17 protein-coding genes are annotated in these 25551 nt (G+C 73.1%); 10 read left to right on the top strand and 7 right to left on the bottom strand.

All coding sequences use genetic code 11. The features are described 5' to 3' along the window. Positions 1 to 25: 25 nt before the first annotated feature. Positions 26 to 2227, top strand: a complete 2202-nt coding sequence (locus tag OG448_RS18920) for a CDP-glycerol glycerophosphotransferase family protein (protein WP_405555310.1) — start codon at positions 26 to 28, stop codon at positions 2225 to 2227. 6 nt (positions 2228 to 2233) lie between these two features. Next, complete coding sequence (locus OG448_RS18915) at positions 2234 to 4450, top strand: CDP-glycerol glycerophosphotransferase family protein (protein ID WP_405555309.1); 2217 nt, start codon at positions 2234 to 2236, stop codon at positions 4448 to 4450. A gap of 9 nt (positions 4451 to 4459) precedes the next feature. Here OG448_RS18915 and OG448_RS18910 read toward each other — a convergent pair whose 3' ends face one another. Beyond that, a complete protein-coding gene (locus OG448_RS18910; protein WP_135793587.1) occupies positions 4460 to 4873 on the bottom strand; it encodes an organic hydroperoxide resistance protein in 414 nt (137 codons plus the stop codon). A 129-nt stretch (positions 4874 to 5002) separates the two neighbouring features. Here OG448_RS18910 and OG448_RS18905 point away from each other — a divergent pair, with 129 nt between their 5' ends. After that, positions 5003 to 5515: a MarR family winged helix-turn-helix transcriptional regulator gene (locus OG448_RS18905; RefSeq protein ID WP_405555307.1), complete on the top strand. Its 513-nt coding sequence runs from the start codon at positions 5003 to 5005 to the stop codon at positions 5513 to 5515. Here OG448_RS18905 and OG448_RS18900 read toward each other — a convergent pair. Further along, the gene (locus tag OG448_RS18900; protein WP_405555305.1) at positions 5457 to 7088 is read right to left on the bottom strand and encodes a hypothetical protein; all 1632 of its coding nucleotides are present in this window, start codon (positions 7086 to 7088) and stop codon (positions 5457 to 5459) included. The two genes, OG448_RS18905 and OG448_RS18900, sit on opposite strands and share 59 nt — an antisense overlap. 91 nt (positions 7089 to 7179) lie before the next feature. Here OG448_RS18900 and OG448_RS18895 point away from each other — a divergent pair, with 91 nt between their 5' ends. Both OG448_RS18895 and OG448_RS18890 read left to right on the top strand, forming a co-directional pair. Further along, a complete protein-coding gene (locus OG448_RS18895) occupies positions 7180 to 8445 on the top strand; it encodes a glycosyltransferase 87 family protein (protein WP_405555303.1) in 1266 nt (421 codons plus the stop codon). A gap of 25 nt (positions 8446 to 8470) precedes the next feature. Continuing rightward, entirely contained in the window at positions 8471 to 10063 is a 1593-nt protein-coding gene (locus tag OG448_RS18890) for a glycosyltransferase family 2 protein (protein ID WP_405555302.1), read from the top strand. 4 nt (positions 10064 to 10067) lie between these two features. Here OG448_RS18890 and OG448_RS18885 read toward each other — a convergent pair whose 3' ends face one another. Further along, positions 10068 to 10691 carry a TetR/AcrR family transcriptional regulator gene (locus OG448_RS18885; RefSeq protein WP_405555300.1) on the bottom strand — a complete coding sequence of 208 codons (624 nt, stop codon included), beginning with the start codon at positions 10689 to 10691 and terminating at the stop codon, positions 10068 to 10070. A 178-nt stretch (positions 10692 to 10869) separates the two neighbouring features. Here OG448_RS18885 and OG448_RS18880 point away from each other — a divergent pair, with 178 nt between their 5' ends. The 4 genes from OG448_RS18880 to OG448_RS18865 all read left to right on the top strand — a co-directional run bounded on the left by OG448_RS18880 (position 10870) and on the right by OG448_RS18865 (position 16559). Continuing rightward, positions 10870 to 11778, top strand: a complete 909-nt coding sequence (locus tag OG448_RS18880) for an ABC transporter permease (RefSeq protein WP_135793581.1) — start codon at positions 10870 to 10872, stop codon at positions 11776 to 11778. Next, positions 11771 to 12601: an ATP-binding cassette domain-containing protein gene (locus tag OG448_RS18875; protein WP_391292254.1), complete on the top strand. Its 831-nt coding sequence runs from the start codon at positions 11771 to 11773 to the stop codon at positions 12599 to 12601. The genes OG448_RS18880 and OG448_RS18875 overlap by 8 nt, the downstream gene beginning before the upstream one ends. 104 nt (positions 12602 to 12705) lie before the next feature. Further along, entirely contained in the window at positions 12706 to 14904 is a 2199-nt protein-coding gene (locus OG448_RS18870; RefSeq protein WP_405555298.1) for a CDP-glycerol glycerophosphotransferase family protein, read from the top strand. Then, on the top strand, positions 14901 to 16559 hold the full coding sequence (locus OG448_RS18865) for a glycosyltransferase family 2 protein (protein WP_405555296.1): 1659 nt from the start codon (positions 14901 to 14903) through the stop codon (positions 16557 to 16559). Before OG448_RS18870 ends, OG448_RS18865 begins: the two co-directional genes overlap by 4 nt. 7 nt (positions 16560 to 16566) lie before the next feature. Here the strand turns inward: OG448_RS18865 and OG448_RS18860 are convergent, their stop codons facing one another. The 4 genes from OG448_RS18860 to OG448_RS18845 all read right to left on the bottom strand — a co-directional run bounded on the left by OG448_RS18860 (position 16567) and on the right by OG448_RS18845 (position 24807). Beyond that, a complete protein-coding gene (locus tag OG448_RS18860) occupies positions 16567 to 17964 on the bottom strand; it encodes a hypothetical protein (protein ID WP_405558852.1) in 1398 nt (465 codons plus the stop codon). Positions 17965 to 18169: 205 nt separating this feature from the next. Further along, entirely contained in the window at positions 18170 to 23113 is a 4944-nt protein-coding gene (locus tag OG448_RS18855; RefSeq protein ID WP_405555294.1) for an NAD-glutamate dehydrogenase, read from the bottom strand. A 472-nt stretch (positions 23114 to 23585) separates the two neighbouring features. Beyond that, the gene (locus OG448_RS18850; protein ID WP_405555292.1) at positions 23586 to 24254 is read right to left on the bottom strand and encodes an HAD family hydrolase; all 669 of its coding nucleotides are present in this window, start codon (positions 24252 to 24254) and stop codon (positions 23586 to 23588) included. 58 nt (positions 24255 to 24312) lie between these two features. Beyond that, entirely contained in the window at positions 24313 to 24807 is a 495-nt protein-coding gene (locus tag OG448_RS18845) for a DUF6912 family protein (protein WP_405555291.1), read from the bottom strand. Between the two features lie 303 nt (positions 24808 to 25110). On the opposite strand from OG448_RS18845, the gene OG448_RS18840 reads away from it, so the two are divergent. Then, positions 25111 to 25545, top strand: a complete 435-nt coding sequence (locus OG448_RS18840; RefSeq protein ID WP_405555289.1) for an Rv3235 family protein — start codon at positions 25111 to 25113, stop codon at positions 25543 to 25545. Positions 25546 to 25551: the final 6 nt, after the last annotated feature.

Genomic DNA, 25551 nt, shown 5'->3' with positions numbered 1-25551 from the left:
TCCGCAAGACGACAGAAAGAACAGCATGCCCCGCTTCAGCATCATCGTCCCCTCCCACGGGGTCCCGGGCCACCTGTCGCAGGCCCTCGAATCGGTCCTCGCCCAGTCCTTCGGCGACCTGGAACTGATCCCGGTCTGCGACTCCCCCGACGCCCCGGCCGCCGCCGTGGCCGCCGGGTACGCCGAGCGCGACCGGCGGGTGCTCCCGGTGAACTCGCCGCCGTCGGCCGGACTGAGCGGGGCACGCAACGCCGGGCTGCGGGCCGCGCGCGGCGGGTACGTACTGTTCCTGGACGGCGACGACCTGCTGCTGCCCGGCGCGCTGGCCGCGCTGGACCAGCGGCTGACCGAGACCGCGGGCGTCGACGTGCTGCACGCCGAGTACGAGCGCGTCCCCTGGTGGGAGGGCGAGCCCGCCAACCCGGCCGCCCCGCTGCTGGCGAAGGCCCCCAAGGGCGCCTTCGCGCCCGGCGCGGCCCCCTGGCTCACCGGCGCGGCGCTCCCCGCCTGGAGCGCCTGCTACCGGCGCTCCTTCCTCACCGAGCACGAACTCACCTTTCCCGAGGGTCACTTCACCGACCTCGGCTGGGGCGGCCTGGTCACCGTCGCCGCCGGCCGGCTCGCGGTGCTGCGCCGGGCGGTCGTCCGGCACCGGGCCCGGCGCCAGGGCAGCAGGCTCAACGCACCCGGACCGCACCAACGCGACCTGCTGGACCAGGTGGACCGGGTGCTGCGCCGGGCCGCCGAGTCCGGGCTCCCGGCGGAGCGGGCCAGGGCCCTGTTCGGGCAGCTCTTCACCCAGGTGCTGAAGACCGCGTCCCGCCCCGAGCGGCTCACCGAGGGCCACCGGGCGTTCTTCCGCCGCGCCGGACGGCTGTACCGCAGGCACCGCCCGGCCGGGTACCGGGTGCCCGGCGGGAGCCTCGGGGTGCAGCACCGGCTGCTGGCGGCGGGCGCGTACACGCCGTTCCGGGCGCTGCGCGGGGTCAACCGGGTGGCCGCCGGGGCGCTGCGCCGGCTGCCGAAGCCGCGCATGCTGCGCACCCGGCTGCGCTACGCCCGCGCACTGCGCCGCCCGCTCGACCCCGACCTCGCGGTGTACTGCGCCTATTGGGGCCGGGGGTACGCCTGCAACCCGGCCGCGATCCACGCCAAGGCCCGTGAACTCGCCCCGCACATCCGGTCGGTGTTCCTGGTGGAGGCCGACCAGGCGCACACGGTTCCCGAGGGCGTGGAGTACGCGGTGATCGGCTCGCGCCGGTACTGGGAGGTGCTGGCCCGCGCCAAGTACCTGGTGAACAACGCCAACTTCGCCGAGGGTGTCGTCAAGCGCCCCGGCAGCACGCATCTGCAGACCCAGCACGGCACCCCCTTGAAGAAGATGGGCGTGGACCAGTCGACGTACCCGGTGGTGGCCGCGCGGTCGGGCAGCTTCACCAAGCTGCTGGGCCGGGTGGACCGCTGGGACTTCAACCTCTCCTCCAACCGGCACTCCACCCAGATGTGGGAGCGCGCCTTCCCCGGCTCCTACGAGCAGTTGGAGTACGGCTACCCGCGCAACGACGTGTACGTGACGGCGACCGCCGACGACGTGGCCCGTGTCCGGCGTGAGCTGGGCATCCCCGAGGGAGCGACGGCGGTGCTGTACGCCCCCACCCACCGCGACCACGCCACCGGCTTCGAACCCGGCCTGGACCTGGCCGCGTTCTGCGAGGCGGCCGGGGACGACGTGGTGGTGCTGCTGCGCGCCCACTACTTCTACGACCAGGGCACGGCCCGGAGTTCGGACCGGATCATCGACGTCACCGCGCACCGCTCGGCCGAGGACGTGTGCCTGGCGGCGGACGCGCTGGTCACGGACTACTCCTCGATCATGTTCGACTACGCCAACCTGGACCGGCCGATCGTGGTGTTCGCGGACGACTGGGAGGTCTACCGCGAGACGCGGGGTGTGTACTTCGACCTGATGGCCGAGGCGCCGGGCCCGGTGGCCCGTACCGCCGAGGAGCTGGCGCGGGTCTTCCGCGAGGGCGAGTACCGGGGCGAGGAGTCCGCCGCGCGCCGGGCCGCGTTCCGGGAGCGGTTCTGCGAGTTCGACGACGGGCGCGCGGCCGAGCGGGTCGTACGCCGGGTGCTGCTCGGTGAGCCGCCGGAGGCGCTGCCGCCGGTGGTGCCGCTCGCGGAGCGTGTGCCCGCCCCCGCCGCCGCGTCCCTCGTGAGGAGCTGATCCGCCGTGCCCCGCTTCAGTGTCATCGTCCCCTGTTTCAAGGTGCAGGGCTTCCTGCGCGAGTGCCTGGACTCGGTGCTCGGGCAGTCCTTCGGCGATCTGGAGGTGATCGCCGTGGACGACCGCTCTCCGGACGGCTGCGGCGCGATCCTCGACGAGTACGCCGCGCGCGACCCCCGCGTGAAGGTGCTGCACCTGCCGGAGAACGTCGGCCTCGGCCGCGCCCGCAACGCCGGGATGCCGCATGCCACCGGCGACTACCTGCTCTTCCTCGACAGCGACGACACCCTGACCCCGGGCGCCCTCGCCGCCGTCGCCGGGCGCCTCGCGGAGACCGGTGATCCGGACGTGCTGGTCTTCGACTACGCCCGCACCTACTGGTGGGGCGGCACCCGCCGCAACGTCCTCGCCCATGTCCTCGCCGCCGAGGACGGCACGTTCACGGCGGCCGAGCGGCCGGAGATCCTCGACCTGCTGATGGTGGTGTGGAACAAGGTCTACCGCCGCGACTTCGTGACGCGGCACGGCTTCGCGTTCCCGCCGGGCTACTACGAGGACACCCCGTGGACGTTCCCGGTCATGCTGAGCGCCGGTCGGATCGCCACCCTGGACCAGATCTGTCTGCACTACCGCCAGCGCAGGCAGGGCAACATCCTCTCCACCACCAGCCGCAAGCACTTCGACGTGCACGAGCAGTACGAGCGGGTCTTCGCGTTCGTCGAGGAGCGCCCGGAACTGTGGCGGTGGCGGCCGTATCTGCACCGCAAGATGGGCGAGCACTGCCTGGACATCCTGGCCAAGCCGGACCGGCTGCCGCCGGGCGACAAGGCCGAGTTCTTCCGGCGCACGGCGGAGATGTTCCGTGACCACAGGCCGGAGGGCACCCGCGCCGAGGGCGAGACCCGCGTGCTGGAGGGCGGGTACGGGGCGTACCTCCTGCGGCGCCGGGCCGCGCAGGCGGGCCGGGAGGCCGGACGGCGCGCGGCACGGCTGCGGACGGCGGCCGGGACACGGGCCCGGCGTGGCTGGTCGGCGGTGCAGTCGCGCCGCCCGCTCGACCCGGATCTGGTGGTGTACTCGGCGTCCTCGCACCGGGGCATGCTCGGTGACCCGGCGGCGGTGTACCGGGCGGCGAAGGTGATCGCGCCGCACCTGCGCGGGGTGTGGGTGGTACGGGACGAGGAGACCGCGGCGACCCTGCCCCCGGACACCGAGCACGTGCTGCTGGGCTCGCGGCGCTATCTGGAGGCCACCGCGCGGGCGGCGTTCTTCGTCAACGACGTCAACTGGCCCGGCGCGCTGGCCAAGCGGCCCGGCGCCACGCACATCCAGACCCACCAGGGCACCCCGCTGAAGTACCTGGGCGCCGATCTGCTGGACCGGCCCGGCGCCCGGCTCGGTTTCGACGTGCCCCGGATGCTGCGCCGGGCGGACCGCTGGGACTACGGCCTGGTCGCCAACCGGCACGCGGAGCTGGTGTGGGAGCGGGCCTTCCCCTGCCACTTCACCTCGGTCCGCACCGGCAGCCCGCGCAACGACGTCCTGGTGGGCGCGGGCGCCTCTCGGGGCCGGGAGTTCCGCCGCAGGCACGGCATCCCCGAGGACCACACGGTGGTGCTGTACGCACCGACCCGGCGTGACCACGTCCGGGGCGGCCATGTGGACCGGATCGACCTGGCGGCGTTCGCGGCCGACTTGGGCGAGGGGCACACGCTGGTGGTGCGGCTGCACCCGTCGCTGGCGAACGGCCCGGCGCGCGGGGCGGGGCTGGCCGAGCTGGCCCGGCGCGGGGTGGTGGTCGACGCGACCGGCGAGCCGGACGCGGCGGAGGTGATGCTGGCCTCGGACGCGCTGGTCACGGACTACTCGTCGATCATGTTCGACTACGCCGTGCTGGACCGCCCGGTCGTGGTGCACGCCGACGACTGGGACACGTTCCGGGCGAGCCGGGGCGCCTATCTGGACATCACCGCCCGGCCGCCGGGCCATGTGACGTACTCGCAGCGGGAGTTGGCCTGGCTGTTCGAGTCCGGGGCGTGGCGGGACGGGGAGTCGGCGGCGCTGCGGGCCGACTTCCGGGCGCGGTTCTGCGAGTTCGAGGACGGCCGGGCCGCCGAGCGGGTGGTGCGCACCCTGCTGCTCGGCGAGGCGATGCCCGCCACCGGTGCGGCGCGCATCCCCGGCCCGGCCGTGGGAGCCGATCAGCTCACCCGGTCCCCGTGAGGCACAAGGTCACTCGACGACGAGGGTGACCTCGACGTTGCCGCGGGTGGCGTTGGAGTACGGGCAGACCTGGTGGGCGGTCTCGACCAGCTTGCGGCCGGTCTCCTCGTCCACGGTGTCGGGCAGCTCGACGCGGAGCGTCACCTTGAGGCCGAAGCCCTCGCCCTCCTTGCCGATGCCGACCTCGGCGGTGACGGCGGCGTCGGAGACGTCCACCTTGGCCTGGCGGCCGACCAGGCCGAGGGCGCTGCCGAAGCAGGCGGCGTAGCCGGCGGCGAAGAGCTGCTCGGGGTTGCTGCCCTGGCCGTCACCGCCCAGTTCCACCGGCATGGCCAGCGGCAGGTCGATGCGGCCGTCGGAGGAGACGGCGCGGCCCTCGCGGCCGTGGGTGGCGGTGGCGACGGCGGTGTAGAGCGCGTCCATGGGGAGACCGGTCCTCTCGATGAAGTCGGTGGCGGCGGACCGGGGAGGACCGCCGCCCTCGGCACCGAGTAGAGCACACAATTAAATTGCGCACAACCAAAACCCTGTCGTCCCGCTATCCTGGGTGTCATGAGCGTCTCGCCCACCCCGTCGGCCGGCCCCGCCACCGACGCCGCCGACCCGGACTGGCTCCGCCTGGACCGGCAGATCTGCTTCTCCCTGAACGCCGCCTCCCGCGCCTTCAACGGCGTCTACCGGGTGCTGCTCAAGGACCTCGGGCTCACCTACCCGCAGTACCTGGTGATGCTGGTGCTGTGGGAGCGCGGCGCCCTGCCCGTCAAGCAGCTCGGCGAGCATCTGCGGCTCGACTCCGGCACCCTGTCCCCGCTGCTCAAGCGGCTGGAGGGCGCCGGCCTGGTGCTTCGGGAGCGCAGCGCGAGCGACGAGCGCTCGGTACGGGTGACGCTCACCGGCGAGGGCGTGGCCCTGCGTGAACGGGCGCTTGAGGTGCCCCGCCGCATCGCCGCCGCGACCGGCACGGACCCGGCCGAGATCGGCGAGCTGCGGGACCGCCTCGACCGGCTCACCGGCGCGCTGGACGCGGCGGTCCGGGAACTGGAGCAAGGCCCGGCAGCGCGCTGAGGGCGACCCGGCGGACGTAGAGCCGTACGCTCGCGTCGCCGTCGGCCGACTCCTCGGCGGGCATGAACTCCTGCGCCAGTACGGCCATCTTGGCGCGCTCGGTGGGGCCGGTCGGGCTCCAGCGGCCGGCCAGCAGGTCCCGGTCGGCCACCACCCACACCCGGTCGAGCCCGGACAGCCGCCGCCGCAGTTCGGCCGCATCGGCCTCCCGCCCGTACAGCGTCCCGGCCTCGGGGCCCGGCTCGTCGAGGGCCACGTCGCGTACGCCCGCGAAGGCGCCCGGGTAGGCGAGGGCGGCGTTGCGGGCCTGGGTGGGCAGGAACAGCACGGGCTGACCGGGCTTCACCTCACGCGCCGCGACCCGGGCCACGGCGGCCAGGTCGTCCGGGCGGTGGGCCGGGTCTCGGTCGTCGCTCATCAGTGGGAGCTGGAGGCAGAGCGCCAGGGCGGTCAGCGCGGCTCCGCTCAGGGCCAGCACCGGCGGCCGGGGCACCCGCAGACGCAGCCGGGCGGCGGCCCGCGCCAGCCGGTCGGCTCCGGCGGCGACCAGCAGGGGCGTGCCGGAGAGGGCGTAGAGGACGTACCGGTCGACGTAGAGCGGGGAGAGCTGCGAGGCCAGCATCAGGGCGGCGGGCGGCACCACGGCGAGCGGCAGGCCGACCCGCGCGCAGGTCAGCCGCCCCGGCGGCCCGGCGAGTCCGGCCAGGCCCAGCACGGCGAGCACCAGGCAGCTCCAGTACACGCCCTCGCCCGGGCCGAGGAACCAGCGCAGCAGGCTCTCGGCGGTGACCCAGGTGGGCGGGCGCACCCAGGCCAGTTGGGCGGACTGGGCGTGCGAGACCACGATCATCGGCAGCAGGGTGAGCGTCACGGCCCCGGCCGCGCTCCCCCAGCCCCGCCACACCCGGGCGCCGACGCGGGCCAGCGCGAGGGACACCGCGTGGGCGAGGAACAGCAGCACGGCGAACTCGTGCAGCCAGCAGGTGACCGCGAGGACCGTGCCGTAGGCCCGCCAGGCGCCGGTGCGCACCCCGCGGACGAACAGCAGGGTCGCGCCGGTGGCGCCCGCGGCGACGAGCGCGTACGAGCGGCCCTCCTGGGCGTAGTGGCCGGCCAACGGGGAGGCGGCGTACAGCAGTCCGGCCCACAGGCCGACGCGCGGTCCGGCGAGGCGGACGCCCAGTTCGCCGACGAGGGCGGCGGTGACGGCCGCCGCGCCCACCGAGGGCAGCCGGAGCATTACCTCGTCCGGGTGAACCGCGAGGACGGCGTGCATCAGCAGGTAGTACAGGCCGTGCACCGCGTCGACGCCGTGCAGCAACTGCCAGATCTGCGGCACCGAGCGGCGGGCGACCTGGAAGGTGACGGCCTCGTCGCGCCATATCCCGCCCCGGTCCACCCCCCACAGCCCGAGCCCGAGCATCACCAGCGCGGGCAGGCACACGGGCGCGCCCCACCGGACGCGCCAGGGCACCCGGCCGATCCGCTCCACGCCCGCGCCGCCCGGCACGACCGCCGTTGTTCCAGCCGCTCTGGGCGGCTGCGCTTCCACCAGAGGCCCGACGTCCACCACGGCCCGATCTTTTGCGATGAGACAGTCTTTTCCGATCATTGACGGCGTATCGGCAGAGATACACCATCCGCGCGGATTAGGCTCCCACGCGATGAACCGTCTCCGTGTCACCTCCGGTCCGGTCCTCGCCCTCGTCGCCGGCTGGCTCGCCACCCGCGCGCTGATGCTGGGGCTCCTCGTCCTCGGCTCGGCGCACGTGCTGGGCGGCGGCTCGGTGTCGCGCGAGGTGTGGCGGCTGTACTTCCACTGGTACGGCGTCCTGTCGCAGGGCACGTTCCCCACGCACGACACGCTGTGGCAGTACCCGCCGGGCGCCGGGCTGGTGCTGCTGGCGCCGGGGCTGCTGCCGGGGCTGTCGTACTTCGAGGCGTTCGTGCTGCTGACGCTGGTGGCGGACGCGGCCGTCGCGGTGGCGCTGGCCGTCGCCGGGCGGCGCACCGGGCGCAGTCTGCGCGGCGCCGCGCTCTGGGTGGGCGGCCTCCCGCTGCTGCTGCACATGCCGCTGGCCCGTTACGACGTCCAGGTCACCGCCCTCGGCGTGGCCGCCCTGCTGGCGCTCGGCCGGTCGCCGCGCGCGGCCGGGGTGTTCGGCGCGCTCGGCGCGGTGGTGAAGGTGTGGCCGGCGCTGGTGCTGCTCGGCGTGTCACGCGGACGGGCGACCCGCTCGGCGTGGTCCTGGGCGACGGCGGCCGGCTGCGCCTCCCTCGCGGTGCTGGCGCTGATGTTCGCCAACCCCTTCGGCTTCCTGCGCGAACAGGGCGGCCGGGGCGTCCAACTGGAGTCGCTCGGCGGCACCGCGCTCAACCTCGCCCGGCACGCGGGCTGGCCGGGCACGGTCCGCTACCAGTACGGCTCCATGGAACTGGTCGGCCCCCAGGTGCACACGGTCGCCACCGCCTCCCTCGCGCTGACGGCGGCCGCCTTCGCGCTGCTGGTGGTGTGGCGGCTGCGGGCCCGGCACTTCTCCCCGGCGACGCCGTACGACGCGGCGCTCACCGCGGTGCTGCTGTTCACCGTCACCAGCCGGGTCATCAGCCCCCAGTACCTGATCTGGCTGCTGGGCCTGGCCGCCGTCTGCCTGACCTCGCGGCACACCCGCCAGCGCCCGGTGACCGTGCTGATCCTCCTCGCGACCGGGGTGAGCACCCTGGTCTTCCCGATGAACTACGGCGCGGTCATCGACGGCACCTGGCCTGGCTGCCTGCTCATCCTGGCCCGCAACGTGCTGCTGCTGGCCGCCGCCGTGCTGTCCTTCGTCCGGCTGTGGCAGTCCACCCGGCCCCCGGCCGACGTGCCCGCGAGCCGCGCGCTGCCGGATGCCGGCCGGGTACCGGACCGTGCCCTGACCGGCTCCTGACGGCCCGGCACCGACCATGGACCCCATGTCCGAAGCCGCGCCCCAAGTCGCCGTCGTGGTCATCGGCTACGACGACGCCGCCCATGTCACCGACGCCGTGCGCTCCGCGCTGGACCAGGGTCCGGCGGTGGGCGAGGTCGTCGCCGTGGACGACCGCTCCACCGACGGCAGCGCCGGTCTCCTGGACCGGCTCGCGGCCACCGAGCCCCGGCTGCGGGTGATCCGGCACGCCGTCAACAGCGGGGGCTGCGGCACCCCGCGCAACACCGGGATCGACGCGGTGACCCTGCCGTACGTGATGTTCCTGGACAGCGACGACCTGCTGCCGCCCGGCGCGGTGGACGCGCTGCTGCGGGCGGCCACGGAGACGGGTGCCGAGGTGAGCGCGGGGCTCTGTGTGCGCCGGGAGCTGCCCTCGGGCCGCGAACACCCCTGGCAGTCCGGCCTGTTCGCCGAGGCGGCGCTGATCGAGCACCCTGCGGACCGCCCGCACCTGGTCCACGACACCCTGTGCGTCAACAAGCTGTACCGCACCGACTTCCTCCGGGCGCACGGCATCCGCTTCCCCGAAGGCCGCTACCTCTACGAGGACTTCGTCTTCACCGCCCGCGTCCTCGCCGCCGCCCCGCGCCTCGCCCTCGTCCCGGACCTCGTCTACGTCTGGCACGTACGCCGGGCCGCCGAACAGCTCTCGCTCTCCCTGGACCGGGAGCACATCGGCAACTGGCACTCCCGCACCCGCGCCTGCGCGGAGGCGTACGAGATCCTGCGGGGCGCCGGCCAGACGGAGCCGGCGCGGGAGGCGCGGGCGAAGTTCCTCGACCACGAACTGCGCATGTACCTGCGCGAACTGGGCCTGCGGGACCCGGAGTACCGGCGCGCCTGGTGGGCGCACACCCGTGACCACCTCGCCGGGTACGACGCCGAGGACTGGGCGCGGGACCCCGCCGCACCCGGCACCCTGCTGGGCCGGTTCGTACTGGACTCCCCCGAGCCGCGCGACCTGCCCCGGCTGCGTGAACTGGCCGCCCGCCCGGCCCGCCTGCTGCCTCCGTACGCCCGCACCCCCGAGGGCACCCCCGTCTGGTCCGACGCGCATCCCGGTGTGACCCTGACCCCGCTGCTGTCCTGCCCGACCGAGGCGCTGCCGTGCGCCATGGACGCCGAACTGCTCCCCCACGCCCGCGGCGCCCGGCTCCGGCTGCGCCTGCACGAGCTGTACGGCCGGCTCGCCGAGGCGGGCCCGCTGGCGGTGACGGCCCGCTGGCACGACCGCACGACCGGCCGCCCGGTCCGGCACATCACGCTGCCCCTGGTCCCCGCGCCGAACGGCACCTGGACCGCCGAGGCGGCCGTCGACCTGAACGCTCTGGGCGCGGGCGTCTGGGACCTGTGCCTCACCGTCCACTTCAAGGACGGCGCCCACCGGGACATCACCGCCCACGCCCGCACGGACAGCCCCCACCTGCGCAGACGGGCACTGCCCAGCCCGCGCCACCTGGTGCTGCTGGCCCACCCCTACGCCACCCACTCCGGCGCCCTGTCCCTGCGCGTGGCGACGGGGCCGGCGGGGGCGGCCCGGGTGGCGCGGGGCCGGCTGCGGAGGCTGCTGAGCTGAGGCTCTACAGCGCCTTGAGGGCGCCCGCCGTGGCCTTGGCCAGGTCGGGGAGGTATCCCTTGGGGAGCTTCGGGCTGCGGATGACCACCGCGCGCCAGTAGAGGGGGCCGGAGATCAGGTCGAGGGCGAGGTCCAGGTCGAGGTCCGCGCTCACCTCGCCCCGTTCCCGGGCCGCCGCCACGATCTTGGAGGCGACCCCGTCCTGCCCGTCCCGCACGGCCTTCTGGAGGGTCTCGGCCATCTCCGGGTTGCGGGCGGCCTCCGCCTGGAGGTCGGGGATGATCTGCGAGGCCACCGGGTGGCGCAGGGCGCGCGACATGACCTCGTACAGCAGCCGGAGGTCGCCCTCCAGGGAGCCGGTGTCCGGGGCCGGCAGGCCGAGGACCGCCATCGCGGAGACCACGTCCAGCACCAGGTTCAGCTTGGAGCGCCAGCGCCGGTACACCGCCGTCTTGCCGACACCGGCCCGGCGCGCGATGCCCTCGATGGACATCCGCGCGTACCCCACGGCGGCCAGTTCCTCGAAGACGGCCGCGCGGATCGCCTCCGTCACGTCCTCGCGGAGCACGGCGGCCCCGGCCGGGGCCCGGCGCGGGCGCGCCGGGGGTTCGTCGGCGTTGGTCGTCATGCCCACCAGCATAGGCGGGACGACGCAACGGTTGCGTTCCGTCGCCCGATGGGCCTACTCTCCCGTTGCGACGATACGGTCCCGTCCCGACGTAAGTAAACGTACGGGAAAGCGTGCGGAAACGGCGGGCAACGGCCGGACCGCGCTTCCCCCACCACCCGATCCGAAAGCAGCGGATGTGAGCCAGGTCCTCGACGCACCGCCCCCGATGCAGGTTCCGGCCGACGGAGACCTGGCGGCACTGGCCGCCCGGCACGGCCTGACCGTCAGCGGCGCCCGCCCCTCCGTACCGGCGTACGTCCGGCAGCTCTGGGACCGGCGGCACTTCATCACCGCCTTCGCCACCGCCAAGCTGACCGCCCAGTACAGCCAGGCCAAGCTCGGCCAGCTCTGGCAGGTGATGACCCCGCTGCTGAACGCGGCGGTCTACTACTTCATCTTCGGCGTGCTGCTGGGCACCAAGCGCGGGGTCGCCGACTTCATCCCGTTCCTGGTGACGGGCGTGTTCGTGTGGACGTTCACGCAGAGCTCGATCATGGCGGGCACCCGGGCCATCTCCGGCAACCTGGGCCTGGTGCGGGCGCTGCACTTCCCGCGCGCCGCGCTGCCCATCTCGTTCTGCCTCCAGCAGCTCCAGCAGTTGCTGTTCTCGATGCTGGCGCTGATCGCCATCATCCTCTGCGTGGGCGTCCCGGTCTCGGCGTCCTGGCTGCTGGCGCTGCCCGCGCTGGTCCTCCAGTTCGTGTTCAACGCGGGCGTGTCGATGGTGCTGGCCCGGATGGGCGCCAAGACCCCGGACATCGCCCAGCTCATGCCGTTCCTGCTGCGCACCTGGATGTACGTGTCCGGCGTGATGTGGAGCATCGACCAGCACACCAAGGACCAGCCGCGGGCGCTGTCGCTGCTGCTGGAGTACAACCCGGCCGCGCTGTACATCGACCTCATGCGGTTCGCGCTGATCGACAGCTTCGGCGCGGACAAGCTGCCCCCGCACGTGTGGCTGGCGGCGGCCGGCTGGGCGGTCGCCGCCGGGATCGGCGGCTTCATCTACTTCTGGAAGGCTGAGGAGACCTACGGCCGTGGCTGAGCAGACCACCTCCCCCGTCCGGACCCCGCAGGGCGCGAGCGCCGAGCAGGTCCCCACCGTCGTCGCCGACCGCGTCGACATCGTCTACCGGGTCAACGGCACCGGCGCGGGCCGGGGCTCGGCCACCGCCGCCCTCAACCGCATCCTGCGCCGCGGCAAGGCCGAGAAGGCGGCCGGGGTGCGCCGGGTGCACGCGGTGAAGAAAGTGTCCTTCGTCGCCCACCGGGGCGAGGCGATCGGCCTGATCGGCTCCAACGGCTCCGGCAAGTCCACCCTGCTCAAGGCGGTGGCCGGCCTGCTCCCGGTGGAGAACGGCCACATCTACACCGACGGCCAGCCCTCGCTGCTCGGCGTCAACGCGGCCCTGATGAGCGACCTGACCGGGGAGCGCAACGTCCACCTCGGCGGCCTCGCCATGGGGATGTCCCGCGAGCAGATCAAGGAGCGCTACCAGGACATCGTCGACTTCTCCGGGATCAACGAGAAGGGCGACTTCATCACCCTGCCGATGCGCACCTACTCCTCGGGCATGGCGGCCCGGCTCCGCTTCTCCATCGCCGCCGCCAAGGACCACGACGTGCTGCTGATCGACGAGGCGCTGGCCACCGGCGACCGCTCCTTCCAGAAGCGCTCCGAGGCCCGCATCCGCGAGCTGCGCAAGCACGCCGGCACGGTCTTCCTGGTCAGCCACAACAACAACTCCATCCGCGACACCTGCGAGCGGGTGCTCTGGCTGGAGCGCGGCGAGCTGCGCATGGACGGCGCCACCGAGGACGTGCTCAAGGAGTACGAGGCGTTCACGGGCGACCGCAAGAAGAAGTAGCCAAGGGGCTTCCGCTTCACGCGTGGATATCCCTTTCAGTCGTGTAATGACAGTATGTTATGAAAGGTGACCGCCGGGACGAAGAGCCGAAGGAGCCCCTCCAGATGCCCCAACTCAGCGTCATCGTCTACGGGCCCAACACGCAGGGGCATCTGACCGAACTGCTCGACTCCCTGGACACCCATCCGCTCCCGGACACCGAGGTGATCGTCGCGGCGGTCGGCGACTGGGCGCGGGAGACGGCCGAGGGCCACGCCCCGGAGACGGTCACCGTGCCGCTGCCCGCGGGCATGGGGGACGCCGAGGCACGGTCGGCGGGGGCCGCGCGGGCCTCCGGCCGCTGGCTGCACTTCGTGCACGCCAAGGACGGCCTGCCCGCCGGAGCCCCCCGGCTGCTGGCCGAGCGCACCGCCGAGCTGGACGAGCGCACCGACGTCGTCCTGCTGGACCACGTCACCACCACCTGGCGTACCACCGCCGTCCCCTCCCGCGACGGCCGCCTGCTCGCCGGGGCCGGCCGCGCCGCCGTCACCCTGGACGACTCGCCCAACCTGCTCCGCCTCACCCCGCTGCTCGGCACCCGGGCGGTGCGCGCCGCGTTCTGGCGGGCGCACGAGGAGGAGTTCTCCGGCGGCGACGAGAACTTCATCGCCCAGGCCGCCCTGCTCCGCGCCGACCGCGTGGCCTGCCTCGACCAGACGGCGTACGACGACCGAAGGCTGCGTCCGGAGAGCCTGCCCCCGCGCACCCCCGAGGACCGCTACGCCCTGATCGACCGCTACGAGCGCCTCCTCGCCCTCACCGAGGGCCGCCGCCCGGTGCGGGCGGTGCTGTACGGGCTGATGGTCCGCGACCTGGTGCGGGTCTTCGCCCGCGAGGGCATGCCGGAGCCGGTGGCCCGCGAGTTCTTCCGCCGCGCCTCGGCCGCCGCCGTCCGCTGGCGTCCCGAGGGCCACCAGCGCCCGGCGGGCCTGGAGGGCGTACGGCACGCGCTGCTGGAGGAGGGCGCGTACACCAGGTACCGGGCGCTGCAGACGGCCAACCGCACCCGCCGCTCGGCCCGCAAGGCGGTCCGCGCCCGCAAGCGGCGGCTCGGGGTGCGGCTGCGCGAACAGCAGTACCGCCGGGCGCTCACCCGCCCGCTCGATCCGAACCTGGCCGTGTTCGCGGCCTACTGGGACCGGGGTGTCGCCTGCAACCCGGCCGCCATCGCCGCCAAGCTGGCCGAACTCGCCCCGCACATCCACCCGGTGTGGGTGGTGACCAGGGAGAACGCGGCCCTCCTCCCCCACGGCACCGACCACGTGATCCCCGGCACCCGGCGCTACTGGGAGACGCTGGCCACCGCCACGTACCTCGTCAACAACGTCAACTTCCCCAACGCGGTGGTCAAGCGCCCCGGCTCCGTCCACCTCCAGACCCACCACGGCACCCCGCTCAAGCGCATGGGCCTGGACCAGCGGGAGCACCCGGCGGCGGCCCAGGGGCTCGACTTCGCGGCGCTGCTGTCCCGGATCGACAAGTGGGACTACAGCGTCAGCGCCAACAGCCACTCCACCCGGATGTGGGAGCGCGCCTACCCGGCCCGCTACACCTCGCTGGACCACGGCTATCCGCGCAACGACGTCTTCTACACCGCCACCGCCGCCGACGTCCGCGCCGCCCGCGAACGCCTCGGCATCGCCCCCGGCCGCACCGCCGTCCTCTACGCGCCCACCCACCGCGACTACGAGGCCGGGTTCACCCCGCGCCTGGACCTCGCCACCCTCGCCGACCGGCTCGGCGAGGACACCGTGCTGCTGGTGCGCGCCCACTACTTCTACGGCGGCGGCGCGGCCTCCCCGCTGACCGGGCTGCGCCGCACCGGCCGCATCATCGACGTCTCCACCTACGACCCGGTCGAGGAACTCTGCCTGGCCGCCGACGTGCTGGTCACGGACTACTCGTCGATCATGTTCGACTACGCCAACCTGGACCGCCCGATCGTCGTGCACGCCGACGACTGGGAGACCTACCGCACCACACGCGGGGTCTACTTCGACCTGATGGCCGAGGCCCCCGGCCGGGTCGCCCGCACCCAGGAGGAGCTGACCGAGATCCTCACCTCGGGCGCCTGGCGCGACGAGACCGCGACGAAGGCACGGGCGGCGTTCCGGCGCCGGTTCTGCGAGTTCGACGACGGCCGGGCCGCCGAACGGGTCGTGCGGCGGGTGTTCCTCGGTGAGCCCGAGGAGGCGCTGCCGCCCGTGCTTCCGCTGGAGGAACGTATCCCCGCCCCGACGCCCGAGGAGCTCCAAGGATGACGACCCCCGACGTCACGGTCACCGTCATCGTCTACAACGACGCGGCCCGGCTGCCCCGCGCGGTCGCCTCCCTGCGCGCGCAGACCCACGAGAACATCGAGATCGTCATCAGCGACGACCACTCCACCGACGACACCCCCGAGGTGGCCCGGCGGCTGGCCGCCGAGGACAGCCGGGTGCGGTATCTGCGCCTGCCGGAGAACAGCGGCGGGTGCAGCGCCCCGCGCAACCGGGCCATCGACATCGCCCGCGCCCCGTACCTGATGTTCCTCGACAGCGACGACGAACTCCCGCCGCGCGCCGTCGAGTTGCTGCTCGCCGCGCACCGGGAGCGCGAGGTCGACTTCACCATGGGCGCGGTGCGCCGGGTCCGGGTGGACAACGGCCGGCGCACCACCTGGATGCCGCACCTGGTCCGCGAGCGCCGCACCCTGGACGGCATCGCGGCCGACCCCCGGCTGCTCTTCGAGCACCTGTCGACCAGCAAGATGTACGCCCGCGCCTTCCTCGACCGCCACCACCTGCGCTTCCCCGAGGGCATCCACTACGAGGACCAGCTCTTCTCGGCCCAGGCGTACGGTCTCGCGCGGGCGTTCACGATCATCCCGGACCCGGTCTACACCTGGTACATCGAGCCGTACGCGGCCGAGTCCAGCGCCTCCATCTCCAACCAGCGGCACAAGATCTCCAACGTCGCCGACCGGGTGCACGTCCAGCGCCTGATCGACGCCTTCCTGGTGGAGAGCGGGCAGGCCGAGCTGCGCGAGGACAAGGACTTCAAGTTCCTCAAGCACGACTTCCGGATGTACGCGGGCGACCTGCCCTACCGGGACGACGCCTGGCTGGCGGAGTTCGCCCAGATCATGAACCCGTACCTGGACACCCTCGCCGAGGGCGCCTACGCCCGGCTGCCCCGCCCGGAGCGGGTGGTGCTGGAACTGCTGCGCGAGGGCGACCTCGACGGGGTCCGCCTCGCCGCGCGCGGCCTGGGGCACCCGGTGGCGCCGCGTGAGGTCACCGCCGACGCCGACGGCACGCCCTACTGGGGCGGCGCGGTGCCCGCCACCGAGCGGGGGCGCCGGGAGCTGGACCTGACCGACCTGGAGCTGGAGACCCGCCCCTTCTCCACCGCCTTCTTCCGGCACGAGATCACCGACCTGCGGCCCGGCCCCGGCGCCGCGCTGACCCTGACGGTGCGCACCTACGACCCCGGACTGCGGCTCCCGGTGGGCCCGCAGCGGGCCGGGCTGCTGCTCTCCCCCGGCCGGCGGCGCCTCACGGTGCCGTTCCGGCTGGACCCGGTGCGGCCCGGCGTGTTCGAGGGGCGCGTCCATCTGGACCTGACCCGGGCCCGGCTCCCCCTCCAGGGCTTCGAGGGGGTCCGGCATCCACAGGTCCGGCTCCAGCAGCAGGGCCTCGCGCACTCCGGACTGCTGCTGGCACCGCTCGCCTTCCCGGCCCTGACCGCGCGGGTGGACCCCGGCGGCGCGGCGCACCGGGTCACGGTCGAGCCCGAGGGCCGCAACCCCGGCCGGCTGCAGATCCGCTGGCAGCCGGTGGGGATCACGGCCCGGGTGCTGCGGCCGGTGGTGCGCAAGGTGGACCGGCCCCGGGTGCGCAACGCGTTCCGGCTGGTGACGAGCGCGCTGAAGTGAGCCCCGCTCAGGGGCGCACCGCGTAGAGAACCTGTCCGGCCGGGCCGGTCGTCACCGGGCGCAGCCACGGCTCCGCGTCGGCGGCCGGCCCGATCACCCAGCGCACCCCGTACCGGCGCGCTATGGCCCGCCGGGTGTCGGAGGAGGTGCCGGCCGCGAAGTACCGCTCCACCGCCGCGTCCCGGCCGCCCTGGTCCGGCAGGAACACGTCCGGGTAGCCGGGCGCCACGGTGTACGGCCCGTACGCGGGGATCTGCCGGGACGGCACCGTACGGGCCATCACCACCTGCCCGTAGCCGACCCAAGGGGTGATCCAGTGGTAACCGACCCACGGCGGGCGGTACTTGGCGGCGAGCGGGGCGGGCAGCGCGTCGCGCGGGACGACGTAGCCGAGCATTCCCGCCTGGCCCCAGGCGCCCACGGCCAGGGCGGCGGCGAGCAGGCCGGCCCAGCCGAGCCGGAACGTCCGCCGCCCGGCCGACACGGTCTCCAGCGCGGCCGCGAGCTGGGCCGGGATCAGCGCGGCGGGCGCGGCGCGGCCCCACGAGTAGTGCCCGGTGAGCCCCCCGGCCGCGAACAGCAGGGCGCCGAGGACGAAGAACAGCACCAGCGGGTCCCGGCGATCGCGCCGCCAGCGAAGTGCGAGGGCGACGACCCCGAGCAGTGCCAGCCCGAACCGGCCGAGCAGGTCGGAGTAGAGCGAACGGTGGATCGCCTCAAGCCCGGTGCCGGCGGAGAACAGCGCGAAGAAGTCGTAGTACGGCCACAGCCACAGCAGGACGATACCCACGGCGAGCGCGGCGGCGAGCCCCGGGAGGACCTCGCGGTCCGGGCGGGCGGCGAGCACCGTGGCGAGCGCGCCCAAGGTGGCGACCACGCCGGTGAACTGGTGGCAGAGCAGGATCAGCGCCCAGAGCGCGCCGAGGGCGACCCAGCGGGCCCAGCCTGGGTGCGTGCGGAGTGTGGTCGTGAGCCAGGCCCAGAAGTGGAAGGACAGCCCGAGCGCGAACACGCTGGGGTAGGCCACGGTCAGCGCGAGGGAGTTCAGGCCGAGGAAACCGCTCCAGTTGAGCAGGTCCGGGCCCCACAGGAGGACCAGGCACAGCAGGGCCGGCGCGGGCGCCGCCGGGTGCGCGCTGAGCGTGCGCACATACCGCCACACCCCGGTGAACAGCAGCCCGAGCCCCACCAGCGCGCCGATCCGCAGCACCACGAACACCGGCAGCCCGGTCAGCCGGGCGAGCAGGCCCAGCACCAGTATCCAGGGCGAGTAGTACGGGCTCGGGGTGTCCGCGTCGACCAGCGGGTTGCCGGGGTCGAGCAGGCTGTGCCGGAGCCGCTGCACGGTCGCCGCGTGTATGCCGAGGTCACCGGCCCAGGGCAGCCGCACCACGGCCAGCAGCATCAGCAGCGGGACGAGCGCGGCGAGGGCGACGGCCACCAGTGACGGGGCCGCCTGCGACGCACGGCCGCGCCGCACGCGGGACCCGGTGAGGTTCGCTGTCACGGGCCAGACCCTATCCGAAACGGACAGACCACCCGGAAAGCGACAAGGGCGCCCCCGGCCGGGTTCTCCGGTCCGGGGGCGCCCTCCGCTCAGGCGGCGGCGGTCACGCGTGGGTGCGCAGCAGCGTCCGCATCGTGCGCATCGCCACCGAGAGGTTGGCGAGGTCGAACGAGTCCGAGCTGCGGATCTCCTCCAGCGTGGCGCGCGCCCGGCTCAGGATGGGGGCGTTCTTCTCCTCCCACGCCTTGAACCGCTGCTCCGGCGTCGAGGTGCCGTTGCCCGCCGCGAGCACGTCCGCGGTGAGGGCCGCGTGCGCCGCGTACAGGTCCTCGCGGATGGAGGCGCGGGCCATGGACTGCCAGCGGTCCGCGCGGGGCAGCTCGATGATGCGGTCCATGAGCTGGGTGATGTGCAGCCGGTCGGCGAGGTCGTAGTACACCTCGGCCACGTCCAGCGGCTCCTTGCCCGTGCGGTCGGCCACCGAGACGATGTCCAGCGCCGGGAAGGCGGAGGAGAACCCGGCCACGCGGGTGGCGAGTTCGGCCGGGACACCGGCGGCGGACAGCTCGTCGTACACGTGCTGGTACCACTCGAGGTCCGCGCCGCGCAGCAGCTTGGGCATCTGCTGCCAGACCTGCTCGACCCGGTCCGCGAAGAACTCCACGGTCTCGGCGAGCTGGAGCGGCTGGGGCCGGTTGTTCAGCAGCCAGCGGGTGCCGCGCTCGACCAGCCGGCGCGAGTGCAGCCGGATACGGGTCTGGACGGCCGCGTCGACCTGGTTGTCCAGCGCCTCCACCGCGTCCCACACCGGGGCCGAGCAGAAGATCGCGCGGGCCGCGGTCTGGGCGCGGACGATCTCTTCCAGCGAGGCACCGGTCTCCTCGCGCAGCCGGTGCAGATACGTGGTACCGCCCGTGTTCACCGTGTCGTTGACCAGCACGGTGGTGGTGATCTCCCGGCGCAGCGGGTGGCCGTCGATGACCTCCGCGAACTGCTCGCGCAGCGCCGACGGGAAGTAGGCGTGCAGCAGGCCGCGCAGATACGGGTCGTCCGGCAGCGAGGTGTGCAGCAGCTCCTCGGCGACCGTGATCTTCGTGTACGCCAGCAGCACCGCGGTCTCCGGGCTGGTGAGGCCCTGGCCCTGGTTGAGCCGCTCACGGATCTGGCGGTCGGTGGGCAGGAACTCCAGCGCCCGGTCGAGGTGGCCCTCGCGCACCAGGTGCCGGATGAACCGGGCCTGGGCGTGCAGCATGTCCTTGGACTGGGCGAGCGCGTTGGCCAGCGCGGTGTTCTGCGCGTAGTTGTTGCGCAGGACCAGCGCGCCGACCTCGTCGGTCATCTCCGCGAGCAGCTTGTTGCGCTGCTTGACGGTCATGTCCCCGTCGGTGACCAGGCTGTTGAGCAGGATCTTGATGTTCACCTCGTGGTCGGAGGTGTCCACACCGGCGCTGTTGTCGATGGCGTCGGTGTTGATCCGGCCGCCCTGGAGCGCGAACTCGATCCGGCCGAGCTGGGTGAGACCCAGGTTGCCGCCCTCGCCGACGACCTTGACGCGCAGGTCGGCGCCGTCGACGCGGATGGCGTCGTTGGCCTTGTCACCGACGTCGGCGTCGGTCTCCGCCGAGGACTTGACGTAGGTGCCGATGCCGCCGTTCCACAGCAGGTCGACCGGCGCCTTCAGGATCGTCTTCATCAGGTCGGCCGGGGTCATCTTGGAGATCTTCTCCTCGATGCCCAGCGCCTCCCGGATGTGGTGGTTCAGCGGGATCGACTTGGCGCTGCGCGGGAAGATCCCGCCGCCCGCCGACAGCAGCGAGGTGTCGTAGTCGGCCCAGCTCGACCGGGGCAGCTCGAACAGGCGGCGGCGCTCGGCGTAGCCGGTGGCCGCGTCCGGGACCGGGTCGATGAAGATGTGCCGGTGGTCGAAGGCGGCGACCAGGCGGATGTGCTCGGAGAGCAGCATGCCGTTGCCGAACACGTCACCGGACATGTCACCGATGCCGACGACCGTGAAGTCCTCGGACTGGGTGTCCAGGTCCAGCTCGCGGAAGTGCCGCTTCACCGACTCCCAGGCACCGCGCGCGGTGATGCCCATGCCCTTGTGGTCATAGCCCGCGCTGCCGCCGGAGGCGAAGGCGTCCCCGAGCCAGAAGTCGTAGGACTGGGCGACCTCGTTGGCGATGTCGGAGAACGTCGCGGTGCCCTTGTCGGCCGCGACGACGAGGTAGGTGTCCTCGCCGTCGTGGCGCACCACGTCCTCGGGCGGGACGACCTCGCCGGCCACCATGTTGTCGGTGATGTCGAGCAGGGCGGAGATGAACGTCTTGTAGCTGGCGATGCCCTCGGCCAGCCAGGCGTCCCGGTCCACGCTCGGGTCGGGCAACTGCTTGGCGACGAACCCGCCCTTGGCGCCGACCGGCACGATGACGGTGTTCTTCACCATCTGCGCCTTGACCAGGCCGAGGATCTCGGTCCGGAAGTCCTCGCGCCGGTCCGACCAGCGCAGGCCGCCACGCGCGACCTTGCCGAAGCGCAGGTGCACGCCCTCCACCCGCGGCGAGTACACCCAGATCTCGTACGCCGGGCGCGGTGCGGGCAGGTCGGGGATGGCCTGCGGGTCGAACTTCATCGACACGTAGGCGTGCGGGCCGCCGTCACGGGTTTCCTGGAAGAAGTTGGTGCGCAGGGTGGCCTTGATGACGGTGAGGAAGGAGCGCAGGATGCGGTCCTCGTCCAGGCTCGCCACCTGGTCCAGCGCGGCCTCCAGCTCCTCCAGCAGGGCGTCGGTGATCTCCAGGCCGGCCTTCTGCCGGTCGGGGGACATCCGGGCCTCGAACAGGGAGACCAGCAGCCGGGTGGTGTGGACGTTGTTGCGGAGGGTGTCCTCCATGTAGTCCTGGCTGAAGGTGGAGCCCGCCTGGCGCAGGTACTTGGCGTAGGCGCGCAGCACCATCGCCTGCCGCCAGGTCAGACCGGCGCTCAGCACGAGGGCGTTGAAGCCGTCGTTCTCCGCCTGGCCGGTCCAGGTCGCGGCGAAGGCGTCCTGGAACCGCTCGCGGCCGTCCTCGCCGAGGTGGTCGGTACCGCCGGCCGTCTGCGGCAGGCGCAGGCCGAAGTCGTAGATCCACGCGGTGCTGCGGTCGGTGCGGCGCAGCTCGTAGGGGCGCTCGTCGACGACCTCGACGCCGAGCCGGTTGAGGACCGGCAGCACGGCGGAGAGGGAGACCGCGTCGCCCTTGCGGTAGATCTTGAACCGGCGCTCACCGGGGGCGGCGCCCACCGGCTCGTACAGGCTCAGCGAGAAGTCGTTGCCCTTGTCGTTGCTGAGCCGCTCCAGGTGGACCAGGTCGGAGACCGCGGCGCGCGGGGAGTGGTCGGCCTTGTAGCCCTCGGTGAAGGCGTTGCTGTAGCGGCGCAGCAGCTCGGCGGCGCGCTCCTCGCCGCACTCGGCGTTGAGCGCCTCGGCGAAGCCGTCGGACCAGGAGCGGGTGGCCTCGACCAGGCGGGCCTCGATGCGCTCCTTGTCGGCGTCGGACAGCTGGGGCAGCTCGGTGCCGGGCTGGACGCGGACGACGAAGTGCAGCCGGGACAGGATCGACTCGGTGTTCCAGGCGGTGAAGTCGACGCTGGTGCCGCCCAGTTCCTCCTTGAGGATGTCGATGATCCGCAGCCGGACCCCGGTGGTGTACCGGTCGCGCGGCAGGTAGACCAGGGCCGAGTAGTAGCGGCCGTATTCGTCCTGGCGCAGGTAGAGCCGCAGCCTGCGGCGCTCCTGGAGGTACAGCACGCTGGTGGCGATGGACTGGAGCTCGGCGGGCGGCGTCTGGAACAGCTCGTCGCGCGGGTAGGTCTCGAGGATCTGGGTCAGGTCGCGGCCGTCGTGGCTGTTGGGCGAGAAGCCGGCGCGCTCCAGCACCTCGGCGACCTTGCGGCGGATCACCGGCACCCGGCGCACCGACTCGGTGTACGCGGCGGAGGAGAACAGCCCGAGGAAGCGCCGCTCGCCGACGACGTTGCCGTCCGCGTCGAACTTCTTGACGCCGATGTAGTCCAGGTACGACGGCCGGTGCACGGTGGCCCGGCTGTTGGCCTTGGTCAGGACCAGCAGCTTGTGCTCGCGGGCCTTGGCACGGGCGTCGGCGGGGAGCCGCTCGAAGGAGGGGCTGACCGGGTGCTCGTCGTCCTCGGAGTGGTGCGGGTCGGAGCGCAGGATGCCGAGGCCGGTGCCGGCCTTGGCGCTCAGGGAGTCGTCGCCGCGCAGCTCGTACTCGCGGTAGCCGAGGAAGGTGAAGTGGTCGGCGGCGAGCCAGCGCAGCAGCTCGCGGGCCTCCTCCACCTCGGCGGCGGGAAGGTCGGCCGGCTGGGGCTCGTCCCCCAGACCGTCCGCGATCCGGACGGCCGCCTCGCGCATCTTCTCCCAGTCCTCGACGGCCTCGCGCACGTCGGACAGGACGCGCAGCAGGTCGGCGGAGATCTGCTTGAGGTCGGCGCGGTCGGTCTCGCGGTCGGTCTCGACGTGGATCCAGGACTCGACGTGCGCGTCGTGCGGCAGCTCGCCGTGCGGGCCGGTGGGCAGGACCTCGATCAGCTTGCCGGTGACGTCACGGCGGACGACGACCTGCGGGTGGATCACGACGTGGATGCCGCGGCCCTGGCGGGTCAGCTCGTTGGTCACCGAGTCGACCAGGAAGGGCATGTCGTCGGTGACGACCTCCACGACGGTGTGGCTGCACGTCCACCCGTTCTCTTCCACGGTCGGGGTGTACACCCGCACGTTGGCCGTGCCCTGCGGGCGGGTCTCGGCGAGACGGTAGTGGGAGACCGCGGCACCGAAGACGTCGACCGGGTCGCGGTCGGCGAGGTCTTCCGGGGCGGTGTGCAGGTAGTAGCGCTGGAGGAACGCGAGCACCGCTTCGCTGTCCGGGGTGCCGGAGGTGCCCTCGCTCGTGGTCCCGGTCGGTAGGTGCCCCCCGACCGGGCTGTTCTCAGCTACCCGAGCGGCCCGATCGAGCAGCTCGGCCTTGGCTTCGTCCAGCTTGGTCTGCATTGTCCTCTGGCTCCTGTCGCGCGCCGTTGCGTGACGTAGAAGGAAGTACGGTTTCTTCCCCTCCGGTATGACGCCACGGCCCGAGGTGTCCGGTCCGTTCCGACGCTATGCCGCGAGGCGAGATGGGCGGGGGGATTTCGGCCATTGTCGACAGACTTGTCGGAAGCGACGCTGCTCTCCGCACCGTCGTGCCGGAGGCCGTCCCCGGTGTCCGGGGGGCTGCGGCGCCCCCGTCCCGCCCGAGAAGATCAGCGACCGCCGCCCGGTCACGGAGTTCGTCCGTGCGGTCCGGGCGCAGGGCAGGGACTGTGGCGTCCCCGCGAGATATCGCGCTGATCACGCCACAAGGCTATCGCTCCCGACGGGGGCCCCGTCATGAGCCGTATGTGTACAAAACCGGGGGGTGAAGTTTGACGTTCTGCACAGCGGCGGCGAGGGGCCCGGTGGCGTATTCGCGCCAGGGCCGGGACGGCTACGACGCTATTCGGCGGGCCTCCGCGACGGCCTCGGCCAGGCTGTCCACCACGGGGGCGCCGACGCCGCGCAGGCTCTCCGGGCCGTGCGAGCCGCCCGTGTACAGCACGGCGCGCGCGCCGACGTGCTGGGCGGCCAGCGCGTCGTCGGCCGCGTCACCGATGACCACGGTCCGCTCGGGATCGACCAGGGTGCTCATGGCCTTGAGGTGGCGGACCATGTGCTCGGCCTTGCTGCCGCCGGAGGGGCCGGTCCGGCCGTCGACGCGCAGGAAGTGGGACTCGATGCCGAGGCCGCGCACCAGCGGGAGAAGCTCCTCGTGCCCGTACATGCTGAGCAGGGACTGGCTGTGGCCGTCCTCTCCCCAGCCGGCCAGCAGCTCGGCCGCGCCCTCGGTGAGCCCGCAGCGCACCCGGTGCTCGGCGTAGTGCCGCTGGAAGGCGCCGTCCATGACCTCCCACTCGAGGTCGCTGGGCAGCCGGCCCATCAGGCGCTCGTAGAACTTGGGTACGGGGACGCAGTACAGCGCGCGGTACCGCTCGAGCGTGATCGGCTCCAGGCCCAGCTCGGCGAAGGCCGCGTTGGTCGCCCCGATGATCGCCTCGTTGTCATGGAACAGGGTCCCGTTCCAGTCCCAGACGATGTGCGCGCTCTGCTGCTTCCCCATGCCGAAAAAGGTACCCGCACCCACTGACAGTCAAGAGGGGCGAGGGAATCGCAGCAGGTCAGCGGGGTGCGAGCAGGGTGGGGATCTCCTGGGTGGCGAACCAGAGCAGCTCGTGGTCGTCGGCGCCGTCCACGGCCGTGCGGGCCGCGTCGTCGCCGGCGTCGGCCGCCTCGACGGCCCGTGCGGCGGCGGTGACGTCCGCCTCCGCGTCATCGGCGTCCGCGTGCACGGCCGCGGCCTTGGCGAGCCGGGCCGACGCGGCGACCGTCACCTCGCCGAGGCCGTCCGGGTCCGGGGTGACGGCGCCGTCCGCGACGTCGACCGCGACGACGACGCGGCGCGGGGCCGCCTCGGGGTCGGCGGCCAGCAGCCGCAGCGAGGCGTTCGCGGCCTCCCCGAGCGCGGTGTACTCCAACTCCTCCAGGTCGTCCGTGCCGCACCACTCGCGCAGCGCGGGCGTCACGGCGTAGGCGGCGAACGGGTCCGCCGCCAGCACACCCGTCTCGTGGGCCTTGGCGAGGCCGGGGAGGGTCAGGGGTACGTAGACGCGCATGCGGGCCGCTCTTTCCTGGTCAAAGGAGGGCCTCCAGAATACGTGCGGCCGTCCCCTTTCGAGTTCCCGCCCGACCCCCGTACGGCGTCCACCCACCGCACCGCCCGTCACCCTGCCGCACCGCGCCACCACAAGGTTTACGGAGCCCTCCGTCACCCGGATAAGTGAAGTTCCAGGGGCCCGCGACACCGGCCGAGCATCCTTGCCGGGCCGGTCCCCGCCCCCGTACAAGGTCCCCACCGACTTGAGTTACCGCCCGGTATCCGCCGGGCCGGCCGAACGGGGACTTCCATGAACAAGGTCATGAGCCGCACGCCGCAGACCCGGCCGCACCACCGCCCGCCGACCCGCCACGACACCCGCCGCCCCGGCACCCCCACGCGCAGCCGCACCACCACGCCGCGCCCCACCGACCTCTTCGCGGACCGCCTGCTTGCCGTACTGAGCGGCCAGCGCCCCGTGCACTGGATGCTCCGCCACACCGCGGGCTCCGCCTACGACGACCTGGTCCGCCTGGCCGAACGCACCCCGCTCCGCACCCACGGCCCCCGCCCCACCGTCCACGACCTCGGCTGGTTCGTCCCCCGCACCGGCGCCCTCGAAGTCTTCGCCCGCATCGCCGCCGGCAACCACCTCCGAGCCCTCGCCTTCCGCCTCGAACAATCCGAGGACCTCCGCTGGCGCTGCACAGCGGTAGAACTGGCCACACCCTCACCCCGCCGCCCGACGACGCTCTGAAGGGCG

The organism is Streptomyces sp. NBC_01171, assembly GCF_045039805.1.
Lineage (GTDB): Bacteria > Actinomycetota > Actinomycetes > Streptomycetales > Streptomycetaceae > Streptomyces.
Note: the sequence above shows the minus strand (reverse complement) of the source record. Positions and strands in the feature narration are given on the sequence as shown.

Excerpts from the sequence above, each read along its gene's own strand:
- OG448_RS18905 (WP_405555307.1), top strand. The coding sequence starts at position 5,003 with ATGAGCGTCTCGCCCACCCCGTCGGCCGGCCCCGCCACCGACGCCGCC.
- OG448_RS18920 (WP_405555310.1), top strand. The coding sequence starts at position 26 with ATGCCCCGCTTCAGCATCATCGTCCCCTCCCACGGGGTCCCGGGCCAC.
- OG448_RS18885 (WP_405555300.1), bottom strand. The coding sequence starts at position 10,691 with ATGACGACCAACGCCGACGAACCCCCGGCGCGCCCGCGCCGGGCCCCG.
- OG448_RS18865 (WP_405555296.1), top strand. The coding sequence starts at position 14,901 with ATGACGACCCCCGACGTCACGGTCACCGTCATCGTCTACAACGACGCG.
- OG448_RS18845 (WP_405555291.1), bottom strand. The coding sequence starts at position 24,807 with ATGCGCGTCTACGTACCCCTGACCCTCCCCGGCCTCGCCAAGGCCCAC.
- OG448_RS18840 (WP_405555289.1), top strand. The coding sequence starts at position 25,111 with ATGAGCCGCACGCCGCAGACCCGGCCGCACCACCGCCCGCCGACCCGC.
- OG448_RS18895 (WP_405555303.1), top strand. The coding sequence starts at position 7,180 with ATGAACCGTCTCCGTGTCACCTCCGGTCCGGTCCTCGCCCTCGTCGCC.
- OG448_RS18910 (WP_135793587.1), bottom strand. The coding sequence starts at position 4,873 with ATGGACGCGCTCTACACCGCCGTCGCCACCGCCACCCACGGCCGCGAG.
- OG448_RS18855 (WP_405555294.1), bottom strand. The coding sequence starts at position 23,113 with ATGCAGACCAAGCTGGACGAAGCCAAGGCCGAGCTGCTCGATCGGGCC.
- OG448_RS18850 (WP_405555292.1), bottom strand. The coding sequence starts at position 24,254 with ATGGGGAAGCAGCAGAGCGCGCACATCGTCTGGGACTGGAACGGGACC.
- OG448_RS18860 (WP_405558852.1), bottom strand. The coding sequence starts at position 17,964 with ATGCTGCTGGCCGTGGTGCGGCTGCCCTGGGCCGGTGACCTCGGCATA.
- OG448_RS18870 (WP_405555298.1), top strand. The coding sequence starts at position 12,706 with ATGCCCCAACTCAGCGTCATCGTCTACGGGCCCAACACGCAGGGGCAT.
- OG448_RS18890 (WP_405555302.1), top strand. The coding sequence starts at position 8,471 with ATGTCCGAAGCCGCGCCCCAAGTCGCCGTCGTGGTCATCGGCTACGAC.